13 protein-coding genes are annotated in these 15,546 nt (G+C 40.4%); 4 read left to right on the top strand and 9 right to left on the bottom strand.

Going from position 1 to position 15,546, the window contains the following annotated elements:
- Window positions 1–14 precede the first annotated feature (14 nt).
- A complete protein-coding gene (locus B7E06_RS06580) occupies window positions 15–845 on the bottom strand; it encodes a glycerophosphodiester phosphodiesterase (protein WP_082233217.1) in 831 nt (276 codons plus the stop codon).
- Between the two features lie 199 nt (window positions 846–1,044).
- Here B7E06_RS06580 and B7E06_RS06575 point away from each other — a divergent pair, with 199 nt between their 5' ends.
- Window positions 1,045–2,439, top strand: coding sequence for a hypothetical protein (locus tag B7E06_RS06575; protein WP_082233216.1), 1,395 nt, complete (start codon window positions 1,045–1,047; stop codon window positions 2,437–2,439).
- A gap of 57 nt (window positions 2,440–2,496) precedes the next feature.
- Here the strand turns inward: B7E06_RS06575 and dgoD are convergent, their stop codons facing one another.
- The 5 genes from dgoD to kduD form a co-directional block, all read right to left on the bottom strand.
- Window positions 2,497–3,645, bottom strand: a complete 1,149-nt coding sequence (dgoD, locus tag B7E06_RS06570) for a galactonate dehydratase (RefSeq protein ID WP_082233215.1) — start codon at window positions 3,643–3,645, stop codon at window positions 2,497–2,499.
- A gap of 4 nt (window positions 3,646–3,649) precedes the next feature.
- Window positions 3,650–4,654, bottom strand: coding sequence for a 2-dehydro-3-deoxygalactonokinase (locus tag B7E06_RS06565; RefSeq protein ID WP_082233214.1), 1,005 nt, complete (start codon window positions 4,652–4,654; stop codon window positions 3,650–3,652).
- A 4-nt stretch (window positions 4,655–4,658) separates the two neighbouring features.
- Window positions 4,659–5,297, bottom strand: a complete 639-nt coding sequence (locus B7E06_RS06560) for a bifunctional 4-hydroxy-2-oxoglutarate aldolase/2-dehydro-3-deoxy-phosphogluconate aldolase (protein ID WP_082233213.1) — start codon at window positions 5,295–5,297, stop codon at window positions 4,659–4,661.
- 111 nt (window positions 5,298–5,408) lie between these two features.
- Window positions 5,409–6,176 carry an IclR family transcriptional regulator gene (locus tag B7E06_RS06555; protein ID WP_082233212.1) on the bottom strand — a complete coding sequence of 256 codons (768 nt, stop codon included), beginning with the start codon at window positions 6,174–6,176 and terminating at the stop codon, window positions 5,409–5,411.
- A gap of 58 nt (window positions 6,177–6,234) precedes the next feature.
- Complete coding sequence (gene kduD, locus B7E06_RS06550; protein ID WP_082233211.1) at window positions 6,235–7,008, bottom strand: 2-dehydro-3-deoxy-D-gluconate 5-dehydrogenase KduD; 774 nt, start codon at window positions 7,006–7,008, stop codon at window positions 6,235–6,237.
- A gap of 132 nt (window positions 7,009–7,140) precedes the next feature.
- Here kduD and B7E06_RS06545 point away from each other — a divergent pair, with 132 nt between their 5' ends.
- Window positions 7,141–8,067: a prenyltransferase gene (locus B7E06_RS06545; RefSeq protein ID WP_082233210.1), complete on the top strand. Its 927-nt coding sequence runs from the start codon at window positions 7,141–7,143 to the stop codon at window positions 8,065–8,067.
- 15 nt (window positions 8,068–8,082) lie between these two features.
- Window positions 8,083–8,553 carry a nucleoside deaminase gene (locus B7E06_RS06540; protein ID WP_082233209.1) on the top strand — a complete coding sequence of 157 codons (471 nt, stop codon included), beginning with the start codon at window positions 8,083–8,085 and terminating at the stop codon, window positions 8,551–8,553.
- 988 nt (window positions 8,554–9,541) lie between these two features.
- On the opposite strand, the gene B7E06_RS06535 is transcribed toward B7E06_RS06540, so the two are convergent.
- Both B7E06_RS06535 and B7E06_RS06530 read right to left on the bottom strand, forming a co-directional pair.
- Window positions 9,542–11,464 carry a PTS fructose transporter subunit IIABC gene (locus B7E06_RS06535; protein ID WP_082233208.1) on the bottom strand — a complete coding sequence of 641 codons (1,923 nt, stop codon included), beginning with the start codon at window positions 11,462–11,464 and terminating at the stop codon, window positions 9,542–9,544.
- A gap of 201 nt (window positions 11,465–11,665) precedes the next feature.
- Window positions 11,666–11,989 carry a VanZ family protein gene (locus B7E06_RS06530; protein ID WP_082233207.1) on the bottom strand — a complete coding sequence of 108 codons (324 nt, stop codon included), beginning with the start codon at window positions 11,987–11,989 and terminating at the stop codon, window positions 11,666–11,668.
- A gap of 258 nt (window positions 11,990–12,247) precedes the next feature.
- On the opposite strand from B7E06_RS06530, the gene B7E06_RS06525 reads away from it, so the two are divergent.
- The gene (locus tag B7E06_RS06525; protein ID WP_082233206.1) at window positions 12,248–13,279 is read left to right on the top strand and encodes a LacI family DNA-binding transcriptional regulator; all 1,032 of its coding nucleotides are present in this window, start codon (window positions 12,248–12,250) and stop codon (window positions 13,277–13,279) included.
- Between the two features lie 12 nt (window positions 13,280–13,291).
- On the opposite strand, the gene B7E06_RS06520 is transcribed toward B7E06_RS06525, so the two are convergent.
- On the bottom strand, window positions 13,292–15,526 hold the full coding sequence (locus tag B7E06_RS06520; protein WP_082233205.1) for an alpha-galactosidase: 2,235 nt from the start codon (window positions 15,524–15,526) through the stop codon (window positions 13,292–13,294).
- Between the last annotated feature and the right edge of the window lie 20 nt (window positions 15,527–15,546).

Here is a 15,546-nt window from a genome sequence, read left to right as displayed (position 1 = left end):
AACAGAGATTCTAGTTATCTCGGATCTACATAATCCGGGAAGTCTGTAATAATACCATCGACCCCTGCTTTCATCAGAAAGTCGGCAGATTCTTTGTCCCTTACAGTATACGGTTGAGTTTTAAGACCAAAAGAATGCAAACGGTCTACAAATTCTTTTGTAATCATTGATTTGTTTGGGTTAAAGTATTCTGCATAAGAAGCGAACTCAGTTAATTGTTCATCTGTTACTTTAGTATTGCCTAAAAGCACACCAAGTGGAATGGAAGGCAGTAATTCATGCATTTCTTTTACAGAATCATGGTTAAAGGACTGGACGATAATTTTATTGTTTTTAGGTTTATCAAGGTTACGTTCTCTTAATTCTTCAGCTACCTTTTCTTCCAGTTCGGGATAAAGTTCAGGGGATTTAAGTTCAATTAAAATTCCAATCTTTCCTCTGTATTTATCCAGGACTTCCCCAAGTGTCGGTATTTCTTCACCAGAGAATTCTTCACTAAACCAGCTTCCGGCATCTAACTCCTGGAGCTCCTCATATGTAAAGTCTCCAACCTGACCGGAACCATCAGTCGTACGATCCACGGTTGTATCGTGAATAAGAACAAGCTCTCCATCTTTACTCATCTGTACGTCAACCTCAAACATATCTGCTTTCATTTCAAACGCCTTGTCAAACGCAGCTATTGTGTTTTCAGGCGCATAGCCGGATGCCCCTCTGTGTGCAATGTTCAAAGTCTGTTTCCTATCTTTATTCTTAACCTCCTCAGCACTCGCTGTACTTAACGGCACAAATGCCACCCCCAAGAATAATAGAGCTGTCAAAATAATAAAGATGTACTTCTTCATAGCTTCCTCTCCTTTCATATTTACCTACTATGTTAGAGAAGGTATTTGAACTGGATATAAATAGCAGGTAAATTAATGTTACATTAAGGTAAAAAATAACTGAATAGATAAATGATACCAATCAATGTAGTAAATGGGATAAGAATGACTTATAGGCGATTTAGTGTTACGCTTAGGAGGAATAGAAGGAGGGTTAATAGTGCCATCTTCAAATGTAACTATTAAAAAGAATCGTCTTACCGAGGAATTAACCGTTCATCGCATGGCAGTATACCAACAGTGTAAAGTAATTGAAGCCTTTAAGGATGAGCAGAAATATTTTATTTTCTTTCATAAAGACCAATATTTAACCTACGTAAAGACAAAGAAACCAAAAAACCATTCCTATGTAGGAAAAGTTTTTAAAAAAGGCTTAATCTTAACTCACCCTCATCCGTTAATCAAAATGATTCTTTCCGATTACACTCATCTTGAAAAGCAAAACATTGAGGATCTGTTTAAAAAACTTAAAAAACAATACACTATTCAGGAAGCTGCCCTCATTTCTACTTATTTTGAATCCTTTGTTCCAAAAGAACAAATAGTCAACTACCTGAAAGAACTGTATTATATCCAACGCCGAGCTGGAAAGTTATTCTCATGTTATCAGCTGCTAGGTCTTCTTAAAGACTTTTCTCCATCCCATAGTTTAATTCAAACATTCTCCAGTGATTTTCAGATTTCAAGCTATGACCCTCTCTATAAAAGTTTGGATGCTTCTCTGATCGAAAAAGATCCAATTTATACCGAGAAATATTTAACAAATAAAAAACCTTCCCAAAAATCATTTCAAACACTTCTTTATTTATATAAAAACCAAGATCGTCAAATAGATGTGATTGCACTCTATTTAAAAACAATACAGGAAACAAAATCGGGTAAAGTTTATCTTGAGCTTTTAAAAGACATGGACAATCTCTCTGTAGACCTTGATAAACTAGGCTTATATGAGGATCTATATAATCGCGGCTTTAAATCAGAAGTATTTTTAGACCATTTACTCGATTATTATTTGGAACATGCCAAAGTAGAGAAAGCTCTGGCATTGATTCATAAACATAAACTCTCTCTTTCCCCATTAAAGCGCGAACATTTAAGTACACTTATTAAAGAAAACAACTTAAGTGCCTTTCAATCGAATCCTGAACAGTTAAAAGAAGTATGTTTATTGGTTCTAGACTTAACAGATGAACAAGTATCCCATAATATTCTTCATCAGGGGGTTGAACTTTTACTTGAGAAAAACAATCCTGCTTTCGTGAGTAATTGGCTGAAGTCCTTTGAACATCAATCCTTTACAAAACCTCTTATTCAAAAAGTTAATGAAATGTGTGTATTAATGGAAGATCCTAATCAGCAGAGAAAATTGGGAGAGCTTTATCATTACTTCCATCAGCCCCAAAAAGCCATCGATTGTATGAGCTGGGAAATGGAGCTTCGTAATGATGATCCACAGCCTGTTCAATGGCTTGCAAAGCTATATGGAGAAATAGGGAATAAAGAAGAACAGCAGGCTTATAACCAGATGTACATTCAAATGATGAAAAATTCATAAACAAAAAAAGCGCAGACCTATAAGGCAGCGCTTTTTTTGTTTATTACCATATATGATTTACCACTCGGCAATACTTTTATCCTTATGTCGCCATACGGGGTTTCTCCAGTTATGACCTTCTTCTGCACGTTTTCTTACATAATCTTCATCGATTTCGATGCCTAATCCCGGCCCGCTTGGAAACTTAACATGACCCGCTTCATAATCAAATACACTTCTGTCTTTTACATAATCAAGTAAATCATTTTCCTGGTTGTAGTGAATTCCTAAACTCTGCTCCTGAATAAATGCATTATAAGCAGTAGCATCCACATGCAGACAGGAAGCTAAGGCGATCGGTCCTAAAGGACAGTGAGGAGCTAAGGCGACATCATAAGCTTCCGCCATAGAGGCGATCTTTTTAGTTTCAGTTATTCCCCCTGCATGAGATAAGTCCGGCTGAATAATATCTACAAATCCATCAGAAAGCAATGTTTTAAAGTCCCAGCGTGAGTACATGCGTTCACCCGTAGCAATCGGAATATGCGTGTGTCCTGCGATATCGCGAAGGGCTTCAATGTTTTCTGATAACACAGGTTCTTCAATAAACATCGGACGATAAGGCTCCAGCTCTTTAGCCAGTATCTTGGCCATCGGTTTGTGGACTCTTCCATGAAAATCAATACCAATTCCAACATCTTTTCCGACGTTTTCTCTTACATTAGCTACACGTTCAACAGCCTGGTCAATTTTGCTGTAGCTGTCGATATACTGAAGCTCTTCCGTTCCATTCATTTTTACTGCTGTGAATCCCCGGTCTACCGCTTCCTTGGCAGCTGTGCCTACCTCTGAGGGCCGATCTCCTCCAATCCACGAGTAAACTCTAATGGACTCACGGCAAGCACCTCCTAGCAGCTGGTAAATCGGGGCATTATAAAATTTTCCTTTAATATCCCATAAGGCCTGGTCAATTCCCGACAGAGCGCTCATCAATATCGGACCGCCACGGTAAAAGCCGGAACGATACATCATATTCCAGTGGTCTTCTATACGAAGGGGATCCTCCCCGATCAATCCCTCCATCAGTTCTTCTACCGCTGCTTTTACCGTATGGGCTCGTCCTTCAACAACTGGCTCTCCCCATCCGGTAATTCCTTCAGTCGTTTCAATTTTTAAGAACAGCCACCTTGGCGGTACTTGATAAAGCTCATAGCTAAGTATTTTCATAAATTCACCCCTCGTTTGAATAATAGGCTTTTCCTATCTTAGCAGCCCCGTAAACCGCCGCCATTTCCACCTGTTCCTCGCTTGCTTCAATAATTTCTGTGTGATAGTCTCTGTAAGTTATTAGATTCAGGAAAAGACTCCTAAGTGGATCGGATCCTCCAATTAAAATCCAATCTACTTTTTCACTTTCAACGATTGTATCCAATGCTTCTATATCTGAGGAAAGAATTACTCCGGCGTAATAATTTGCCCGTTCATTTTCACTTAACTCAGAGAAAAGATGAAGAAGCCTAATATGAAAAAGGCTTCGGGTTACACCTTCCTGGAGGGCTGCATTAAATCCCTTCATTAAATATTCAGAAAGTACCGTTTCCACTAGTTTGGGAGTTAATGAATCAGAAATAATTGTCTGGTCCCTGACCGCCTTTAACATCTCTCCTCCAAGAGTAGTTCTGCAGCTCAGGAGATTTTCATTTTTCCCTACACGAACGAACTTCGTATGCGAGCCGGGAAGCACCATTATTCCATTTCCTTTTGGGGAAATTTGCTGCAGAAGTCCAAACGTTTCTATCTCTTCTCCCCTCATAACGTCCAGTTCATTCACGCTGCTTAAATCTTTAGAGAGAGAACCGCTAGTCTTGTTCTTCATTCCAGGAACGTATAAGCAGGGAATATTAAAAAAGTCTTTTGACTTAATCAATTTTGCAGATTTTAAAAAATGATCTAATTGAGCAGGCGCCTCTATATGTGGCACTTCATAAAGCCCCAGGTTAGATGTAATCATACCTGACGCTACTATGTATTTTATATCATCAGGAGATAAAGAATGTTTTTGTAATAATTGTTTTATTCCTGCAGCTATTTCGTTTTTTAACTTCTTATTATTTCCTTCTATCGCAGTATTTCTGACACCCGCTTCTACTTTTATAGAATCTGAAACATTTAATTCTGTTTCCTCTACTAAACGAATCCTTGAGTTTGTCGTACCTGAATCTATTAAGATAATCAACCGATCACCCCTTTTTGTTTATGCGGTTTCTAATTTCAATAAATTTTTCAGCTCTTTCTGTAATCTCTGCATAATTTTCATTATTTATCAGTGCAGGGTTTACCAGCGAGCTTCCTATACCTGCGGAGTGCCACCCCTTCTCTAAGTAAGCTTCAAAGTTTTCCAGTGAAACTCCTCCGACAGCCATAACCTTTATAAAAGGAAGAGGTCCATTCAGATCTTTTGCAAACGTCTCTCCGACAGAACGTACAGGAAAAACTTTCACCATCTGTGCTCCATATTCGTAAGCTTGAAGGGCTTCAGTCGGTGTAAACACACCGGGTATCACAGGTACCCCATAGCGATTTCCTGTTTCTATCGTTTCCTTGCTTAAAGTGGGAGCCAGTAAAAAGTCAGCTCCAGCCGAAATTGCAGATCGAGCACTTTCACCATCAAGGACAGTCCCTGCACCTACTAGTAAATCAGAATACTTTTCTTTTATTGACTGTATGCTTTGGAAAGCCCCTGGTGTATTAAGAGTGACTTCAAGTACACGAATTCCACCCTCGTATAAGCTGTCTGCCAACTTTTCTACTTTATCGTTATTATCCAAACGAATAATAGCAACAGCCTTCTCATTATTTATAACATCAATTATTTTCATCTTCTCCTCCTTGTTCCTTAATACGAAACACCGTTCCTTTTTCATTCTAAAATAAAAAACCAAACGCTATATTACTAGAAATTATACGACACATAAGAAAACGCTGTCAATCTAAGAACCTAGTTCCCTTGAGATTTCATTGGCCGTCTTTTTAACTTCTTGAGCTAATTTGCGAAGCTTCTCGGCGTTTACTCTCATTACCGGTCCAGCTACACTGATTCCTGCGACTACTTCTCCTGCCGCATTAAATATAGGTGCTGCTGCACAATTAATTCCTTCCTTGTGTTCTTCCATATCAAAGGAGACCCCTCGATCTCTTATCAATTCTAAGTGACTGATCATTTCCTCTTTATTTGTAATTGTATTTTCTGTATATTTCTTTAACGTTTTTTCATTTAACACACGCTTGATTTCCTGTTCAGGAAGATAAGCTAAGATTGCTTTTCCCACTCCTGTACAGTACATGGGTGCACGTTTCCCTATCTTTGAGAACATCCTTATCGTCGCTTCTGACTCTGTTTTATCAATATAGACGATTTCACTTTGGTCCATTTGAACGAGGTGAACGGTTTCCCCAGTATTTTCAGCAAGTGTATTTAAATAGGGCGCGGCTATTTTTCTAATATCTAAACGACTGGAAACTATTTCTCCAAATTCGATTAAACGCAGTCCAAGCAAGTAGCGCTCATTTTCCACATCCTGCTTGACAAATCCCTTTTTTAATAAAGAACTCAAAAGACGATGCACAGTGCTCTTAGATACATCCAGACGATAGGATAGTTCGGTCACCCCCAATCCTCTCGGCTGTTCTTTTAAGATCTCCAAAATATTCAGTGCTCGATCAACAGATTGAACAGTAGTTGATTCCTTCTTTGTCATGCTACAGACCTCCGGCTTTTTATTCTAAAATTATACCACTTAAGCCGTATTGATTTCACTATCGGCCCATCCATCCACCATCAACTGTGATGATTTCACCATGTATGTAATCCGAGGCATTCGATGCAAGAAAAACAGCTGCTCCTGCCATATCTTCAGGCTTGCCCCAACGTCCTGCAGGTATTCTCTCAAGAATCTGATGGCTTCGTGATTCATCATCCATTAGAGCAGTATTCATTTCTGTTGCCATATAACCTGGAGCTATAGCATTTACATTTACATTTTTAGAAGCCCACTCGTTAGCAAGAGATTTAGTGAACTGAGCTACCGCTCCTTTAGCTGCTGCATAAGCTGGAACCGTATAGCCGCCTTGAAAGGACAAAAGTGAAGCAAGATTAATAATTTTTCCGCTTCCTTGGTCAATCATCTTTTTACCAACAAGCTGACAGAGCCTGAACACAGACTTTTGGTTAACTTCGATAACAAAATCCCAATCTTCTTCCGAAAATTCTACAGCTGGAGAACGGCGCTGGACACCGGCATTATTTATTAATATATCAATCTTTCCAAATCGTTCGCTTATTTGATCTACTAACTCCGGCAGATTTCCTGTTTGAGATAAATCAAAGCTGAAGACTTCACACTGCCGCCCTAGATCTCTTATTTTTTGAACGACTTCTGTTTCTTCTTTCGACCTCTGAACAATGGCAATATCTGCTCCTGCCTCTGCCAGTCCGTAAGACATTGCTCCACCCAGACCCCTGTTTCCACCTGTCACAATAGCTGTTTTTCCATTTAAATCAAAGTAACCGATAAATAACACTCTCCTCATTAAAAGAATTCCTTACTATATTATCAATAAATAATAGAGATTAAAAACGCTTTCTTATATAAACTTCGATTTACTTTTTCATAAATCGGGTAGTCTACTTAATAGCTGATACATGCTGAAAGGAGATCCATTATGACAAACCAGGCTCTGACAGCTATCAAAAACGGATGGGTTCTTCTTCGCTCCATTGCTGTTATCTCTTCAAGTGGTGCAACGATCGTTTCTACTATTCTCCCTTTACTTCTCTACTACTCGTTTTCTGTAAGTTTCATCATAAGGTTATTTTGTCTTTTATTAGTAGGTTCCATTTTAATCCATGGCATTCTTACTCACTTACTGAACGATTATACAGATCACCTTTCAGGAACCGATTATCACAGCCCGGCTATTCTATCTGGAGGGAGCCGTGTGATACAGAATGGGTTAATATCTGCAGAAATGATGGGACGACTAGGAAAAGGATTGATTGCAGTCCTAATAGCTGCTGTGATAGGGTTGTTTTTATTTGGATTCCTTAAGCTGGCGATTTTACTTTCGATAGGACTATGGGGAGCGATTACCTACTCGCTCCCTCCCCTTCGGTTAAGCTACAGGCCAATCATTGGAGAATGGCTGTCTACGTTTCCATCTGTGCTTTTTCTAGGAGTTGCAGGCGCCTGGCTTTCCTTAGATACAATCCCTGAATGGGCCTGGCAAAATTCAGTAATTAATGCCCTTTTTTGCATTTCATGGGTAATGGTTCATCATATACCGGATTATGAAGCGGATAAAAATGCCGTTCCATCAAAGAAAACAAGTGTTGTTTGGTCTGTGGACAGATTTGGAATTGCATTCAGTCGTCTGCCAGCCCTCATTTACTTTTTATTAACAGGGCTTTGTGTTTTCTGGTTAGGACTTGAACGTTTGTGGGCAGCACTTGGTGTTGGTTTAATAATCGCTTTCTCTATTTATTTAATTTTAAAAATGAATGTAGAATCCCCTGATGAAGTTTCAAATATTGAAAAAATCCTTTTATTAATGGCGGTCATAAATGCAATTTGGGTTGGAATTTTTATTTGATAGTAGGTGAAAAATATGAAGGAAAAGCATTATTTACATCAAACCGTACAGCTTGCTATTGATAGTGTTCGATCAGGCGGCGGTCCATTCGGGGCTATTGTTATAGGGCAAGACGGTCATATCATAGGAACAGGACAAAATATAGTTACAAAAGCAAATGATCCGACGGCTCATGCCGAAATCCAGGCCATCCGCCAGGCGTGTGAAAATCTTAATACTTTTGACCTTTCCTCCTGTACGTTATACGCGAGCTGTGAACCGTGTCCAATGTGTCTTGGAGCGATTTACTGGGCAAAGATTGAAAAGGTTTATTATACCGCAGATCAGCAGCAGGCAGCTGCCGGCGGATTTGATGATCAGTTTATTTATAAGGAATTAAATAAAACGCCAGAAGAAAGAGATCTTTCTTTTCATTCAATCGACCTGGATGAAAACAATCAGCCTTTTGAAGAGTGGATCGATAAAGACGATAAAGAACAATATTAATAGAAGCAAAGTATCCTCCATGCTTTGCTTCTAGAGCCTTCGTAAAGATCCGGGCCTGGGGAAAGACTCACTTTCCATGGGCGAACGGTGAGCTTCCTCAGGCTTTTAGCCCTCCGGGATCTCACTACGTTTTGAACTCGCAGTGAGGCTTCGTTCTTAGCTATTTTGGAAGTGAGTTCCATTTACTTAGTATAGAAAGCAGGGCATGGGGAAGCAACTCGCTTTCCATGGGCGAACAGTAAGCTTCCTCGGGCTTTGCCCTCCGGGATCTCACTACGTGCTGAACTCGCAGTGAGGCTTCGTTCTTAGCTATTTTGGAAGTGGGTTCCGTTTACTTAGTATAGAAAGCAGGGCATGGGAAACAACTCGCTTTCCATGGGCGAACGGTAAGCTTCCTCGGGCTTTTAGCCCTCCGGGATCTCACCCTGTTCTATCCTCCCATAGGAGTCTCGCCGTTCCCCCGGCCCTTTGTGTTTTTTTAGAGTAACGGAACATTGGGAAAGGAAAGCTTATTTTCATTAGAACGGTTACTGATACTACAGCGTTCCGTTTATACAATCAACGGTTAAGTGGATGGGAAATGGGGAGACTCCTGCAGGGAGATTGAGCCAAGGTGAGATCCGCGAGTGCAACGAGCTAGCTCACCGGCTCCCCGCGGAAAGCGAGCTATTTCCCAACCGCTTTTTTCCTGCCCTAGTAAACGGAACAGCCCTTCTCCTTCACAAGAAAGGAGATAGAGCCAGGGTGAGATTCGCGAGTGCGACGAGTTAGCTCATCGGCTCCCCGAGGAAAGCGAGCTATTTCCCAGCCTCGTCCCTCCTATTACTGTAAACGGAACAGTCTTTTTCTCTTCTCAAAAGATGACACCGGTTTCCCATTGAAAGCGAATCATTTCCCAGCCGCTTTTCTAATACTACAGTAAAAGGAAGGAATAGCCCTTTCCCTGTTAAATAAGAGGAAGCAAAGCATATTGGATACTCATTTATATTTATTTAATTTTTTCCAGTAAGTGATAGGCTTCTTCTGTTTTATCTGATTTTAGCAGCTCATTTCTAAATTCCTCATCCATAAGTTTACGTGACAGCATCTGCAAGATTTTCAAATGATCATCGCCTTCACGATCTTTAGGTACAGCAATCATAAATATAAGCTTAGCGCTTGTGCCATCCACGCTCTTCCAGTCTACTCCTTCTAGTTTCCGACCGAATACAACAGCTGGCTGCTTAACAGCTTCTGACTTCCCGTGCGGAATAGCGATGTTCATGCCAAGCCCAGTGGATCCTTTACTTTCTCTGTTTAAAATAGCTTCTCTAAAAAGAGATTTTGAATTTATAATTCCATTTTCATCTAAACTCTCAATCAGTTCATCAATGACTTCATCACGTGTAGTGCCTGCCACATTTGTATGAATAAGGTCTGAGGAGATAATATCCGTCAGCTGCTTCAATTCTATTGGCTCTTCTTTATTCTCTGCAGGACTTGGATATTCAGCCTTTGTTGTATCCTGAGCATCCGAGGAAGCTGTTACCGGTTCTTTTTTCAGCAAATTTACCATAAAGGCCGTAACTACCATACCGACAGCGGCAGCTACAAAGAACATGATTATATTATCAACCGCTCCCAGGACCGCTACAATTGGTCCTCCATGAGCCACCCGGTCACCCACACTGCTGAGCATTGCGATTACAGAGCCGGTTGCTGAGCCCACTACTATACTCGGAATAACGCGAAGCGGATCCTGCGCAGCAAATGGAATGGCACCTTCTGTAATTCCAAACAGTCCCATTGTAAAGGATGCCTTTCCTGTTTCACGCTCAGCCTGCTGATATTTTTTCTTATTGATAAAGGTGGCCAGCCCCATGCCCAGCGGCGGAATACAGATCGCCACAGCAATGGCTCCCATGATTTCATAGTTTCCTTCTGCAATCATGGCGGCTCCGAATAGAAAGGCTACTTTATTGAAAGGTCCTCCCATATCAATAGCGATCATAGCACCTAATATTACTGCTAATAACACGGCGCTTGATCCTTGCATTCCTTCAAGCCATGAGGTCAATCCTTCAAATATTGCTGCCACAGGTGCACCTATTACAAAAATAAACAGTAAGCCAACAATTAACGAACCGATAATAGGTATAAAAATAATAGGCATAACCGGCTGAACAGCCTGGGGAACTTTGATTTTCTTTATTCCTAGTACTACATACCCTGCCAGAAATCCAGCAATAATTCCCCCGATAAAACCCGCACCCGCTTCACTTCCATAAAAGCTTCCATCAGCTGCAATATACCCTCCGATAATTCCAGGAGCCAATCCCGGACGATCAGCGATACTATATGCAATAAAACCAGCTAAAATTGGTACCATAAAACTGAACGAAGCCGCCCCTAGCGCTTCAATCTGTTTCCAAAATGAATCCTCAGGAATGACGATTCCCTCTGGCTGCTGTTCTCCACCTAGAGCTAATGAGATGGCAATCAGCAGGCCCCCCACCACGATAAAAGGAATCATATAGGAAACTCCATTCATTAAATGGCGGTAAATAGGGTTTTCTTTTTTCTGCTGCCTCCCAGTTTCTACTGAGGGAGATGCTCCTCCATATACCTCCACCTCATGATCTATAATTTTCTGGATCAGCCGTTCAGGCTCACGGATTCCTTCCTGCACCCCAACGACAAGCAGACGTTTTCCTCCAAACCTTTCTTTTGAAACTTCTTTATCACTGGCGATAATGATACCGTCTGCTTCTGCTATTTCTTGATCTGTCAGCGGATTTTCCACGCCAATGGACCCTTGTGTTTCTACTTTCATGTCAACGCCCATTTCATCTGCTGCTTTCTGCAGATTTTCCGCAGCCATGTAAGTATGGGCGATGCCAACCGGACATGCCGTTACAGCTAGTATTTTCATATGTATTTCCTCCTTCTCTCAACTTTGCAACTATTTTCATTGTAAAGGATATTTTCTATAAAAAAATAATCCATTTTTACCACCGCTTCGGTAAAAATGAATTATTTATCTGATCAGGTCTCACACTTCTTGAAAAACAATCCGGCTGAATTAAACTCAGGGCTAAGCTGGTTATTGTAAGAAAGCACCTTTACCCTATGTCTATTTCACCGAACTCCTTCTCCTTTCACCGACTGCTTCTGACTCCGTGACTATCTTATTTTTTAAAAAGAACACGTGGACTATTATAAAAGCTGCCGCAACACCGATCCAATCTTTCATAAGATCATTTACGGTAAAAGAGCGGCCCGGTACAAAAAGTTGATGTATTTCATCGATCATGCCATAAAGCATGGCAAATAAAGCAGCTAAAACACTAGTAAACATGGATAATTTGCGGTTTGCTTTTAACGCACCAAGCAGAAGAACATAAAGGATCGCAAATTCAATGATATGAAGGCTTTCAAATAAACCATTGACCGTCATGGACTCAACCCCAAAATGGCTTTAATTTCAGTTATCGAATGGCTGGATTGATACCAGATTATGAGCATGTAAATAAGCGGCAAACTTGTCATGATTAATCTTCTCAAAAACTGTCTCGCCCTTCTGTTAGTCTAGAAACAGTATGGTTAGAAGACAAAATAGTTATACACCTGGACGCATTACTTACCAGGGCTCTGTGCTATAGTATAGAGAGAGACTATTTTTACTAGAGCTTTTATGATAGAAGGAGAGTACAAGATGGCCACAATTCGGGATATTGCAGAGAAATCTGGTTATTCCATTGCTACTGTATCCAGAGTGTTAAATTATGATACAACTTTGTCAGTCTCAAATGAAACAAAAGAGCGCATATTTAAAGTTTCCGAGGAACTGAATTATCGGACATTAAAGCAGCGTTCAGCTAAGGCAAACAAACAAAAGTATAAACTTGGAATTACTTTGTTTCACTCAGAGATGGACGAGATTAATGATCCTTATTTTTTAGCGATTCGTTTAGGTATTGAAAAAGAATCTATGGCTAAAAATGTAGACTTAATAAAGGTCTACCGCAGAAATGATCAGCTGGATTTGTCTGCCGTAGGTCAAATAGACGGTATGATTATAGTCGGAAGAATACCGCCTGAAGAGATAGAAGAAATTAAAAAATTAACGACATATATTACTTTTGTGGATACTTCCCCGGAAGAAGCAAAATTTGATTCTGTTATTATCGACTTTAGAAGAGCAATGACTAATATCCTCGATTATCTAATGGCACTAAAACATTCTGAAATCGGATTTATAGGAGGAGTTTTGAATATTCGTCCAGGGGAAATCCTTATGGATGATCGAGAAACGGCTTTTCGGGAATATTTAACCTCTCATCAAATTTTCAAGGAAGAGTATGTTTTTATAGGCAAGTTTACTCCGGAGAATGGTTATAATCTCATGAAAAAAGCGCTGAAGCTGCCAAACCTGCCTTCCGCTTTTGTGGTGGCCAGTGATTCTATGGCTATTGGTGCTTTAAAAGCATTACATGAACAAAACATTCATGTACCAGAAGAAGTTTCTCTCATTGGGTTTAATGATATAGCCGCGTCAAATTACCTGCAGCCATCTTTATCAACAGTTAAAGTTTATACAGAATTCATGGGTGAAACAGCTGTAGAATTGATGATCGAACGATTAACTACTCAACGTACCATTCCTAAAAAAGTGGTAATCCCCACTAAATTAATTAAAAGAGAGAGTACTACAAAATATAATAAAACAAGTCTGGCTCGGGATTGAGCCAGACTTGTTTTATTTATCTATTTCTTTTAGCTTATAAATCCTGGATCGAAAATCACCAAGCTTTTCTTCCTGCGGTTTTGTTGATCCTGAGTATTCATTATCAAGCATTAGACCGGCGTTCATGAGTTCGTCGCCAAAATAGCTCCATTGTCTTCCTTCAATGGCATATTCTTTGTTACGATCAAGCCCTTTTAGCAGCAGCTTCTTAAAGCCCGGGTTCGGTTCAGCAAGAATTTTATAGTAACCAACCAGCGCTTCTTTCTGATCATTAGAAACAACCATCCAGGAAACATAGTTTCCATTCTCATCAAAAGGGCTGAGCAGACGATAGAATGTACCATTTTGAATAAGGCGGCGATTTTCCTTGTATACGCTGACCTGCTGCTTCACTTCCTCTTTTTCTTCTCGCGACATCTTTGTGATGTCGAGCTCATAGCCAAACATTCCAAATAAAGAGACATCTCCCCTCATTTCAAGTCCTGTTAAGCGCTGAACCTGATGATTAGGAATATCAGAAACATGGGCACCCATTGAGCTTAGCGGATAGGCCATAGATGTTCCATACTGAATTTTCAACCGTTCTATAGCATCTGTATCATCACTTGTCCAGGTCTGAGGGGCATAATAAAGCATCCCGGGATCAAAGCGGGCGCCGCCGCTGGCACAGGACTCAAAAAGGACATACGGAAACTCAGAAGTTAATCGCTCATATAAATCATATACGCCTAAAATATAGCGGTGTGCTACCTCGCTCTGACGCTCAGCAGGCAAGGCTAGCGACCCAACCTCTGTCATATAGCGGTTCATATCCCATTTCACATATGAAATGGGAGAACTGGACAGTACGGCCGCCATCTGTTTATACAAGTTGTCCACGACTTCTTTTCTGGAAAAGTCTAGTACATATTGGTTTCGTCCATGCGAATTGTTTCTCCCTTTAACCTGGATAATCCAATCTGGATGCTGTTCGTATAAATCACTTTGTTTATTGACCATTTCAGGTTCAAACCATAAACCGAATTTCATTCCGAGATCAGTGATTTTTCGTGAAATACCCTCTATCCCATTCGGCAGTTTTGTTCGATCAGCATACCAATCACCTAAAGATGTTGTATCATCATCTCTTTTCCCAAACCATCCATCATCCAGAACAAATAGCTCAATTCCCAGCTCCTTTGACTCTTTGGCAATATTCAGAAGCTTTTCTTCGTTAAAATCAAAATAAGTGGCTTCCCAATTGTTAACGAGAACAGGTCGTTCTTTGTCTCTCCAATACCCCCGGACTAAACGTTCACGATAAAGACTGTGGAATTCCTGACTCATTCCATTTAAACCTTCACTCGAATACACCATGACGACTTCAGGCGCCTGGAAAACTTCTCCCGGTCCAAGCAGCCAGTTAAAGTCAAATGGATTTATCCCCATAGAAACTCTTGCTGTGTCATAATGATCGACTTCGACCTGAGCGAGAAAATTCCCGCTGTATACAAGATTAAATCCAAACACTTCGCCTTGATGCTCATCTGCCGACTTTCTCTTTAAAACCAGGAAAGGATTCTGCTGAGTGCTGCTCGTTCCCCTTGTACTGCTTATACTTTGAATACCTGATATTAGTTCCCTCGATTTCACATGACGTTCTCTGGACCATGAACCAGAAAGCTGCAGCATCTCAAAATCTGCGTCAAACATATCAACATTCGCACTCAACGACCTCGTTAACTGAAGTCTCTGCTCTCCCTTATTTAAAAACCTCACACTCCGGGTAATGACATTGCGCGTCTCATAAACGGTATACAGCAGTTCAATCTCTGCCTCAATCAGGGTGTCCTTGAGTGTTACAATTAAAGTCGACGCCTCTTCGTCTTCTTCTGTATAGGTGGCAGGAAGCCCTATAAGACCAGGCTTCCCATTGATAATCTCATGAGAAATATATTCAAACTGTGTTGTCCGGCTTCCATCTTCCTGAAGAAGATGAAAGGCGGGTTCACGATAATCGCCCGTTCCGTAAGCTGGGTATTCCTGTTTTATAATGTCTAAGGAAAATTCTAAATCTCCTTCGTAAACATTGGACATTCCCGCCCTTGCCTGTGTTTTAAACAGATGCTGAAAGGATTCACGGTGATGGATCCTTTTTCCAAAATATAAATGCCCCAGCTGGCGATTTTTTATAATAGTAAATATATAGCTTAGTCCATCGTTTTGCAGATGGAACTCTTTCGTTGTTTCATTGAAATGTATCGGCATATTTACAATCCTCCATACAA

This window comes from Halobacillus massiliensis (genome assembly GCF_900166625.1).
GTDB classification, from domain to species: Bacteria; Bacillota; Bacilli; order Bacillales; family Halobacillaceae; genus Halobacillus_A; species Halobacillus_A massiliensis.
The sequence above is the reverse complement of the archived record's forward strand: the minus strand, read 5'-3'. Positions and strand labels throughout refer to the sequence as shown.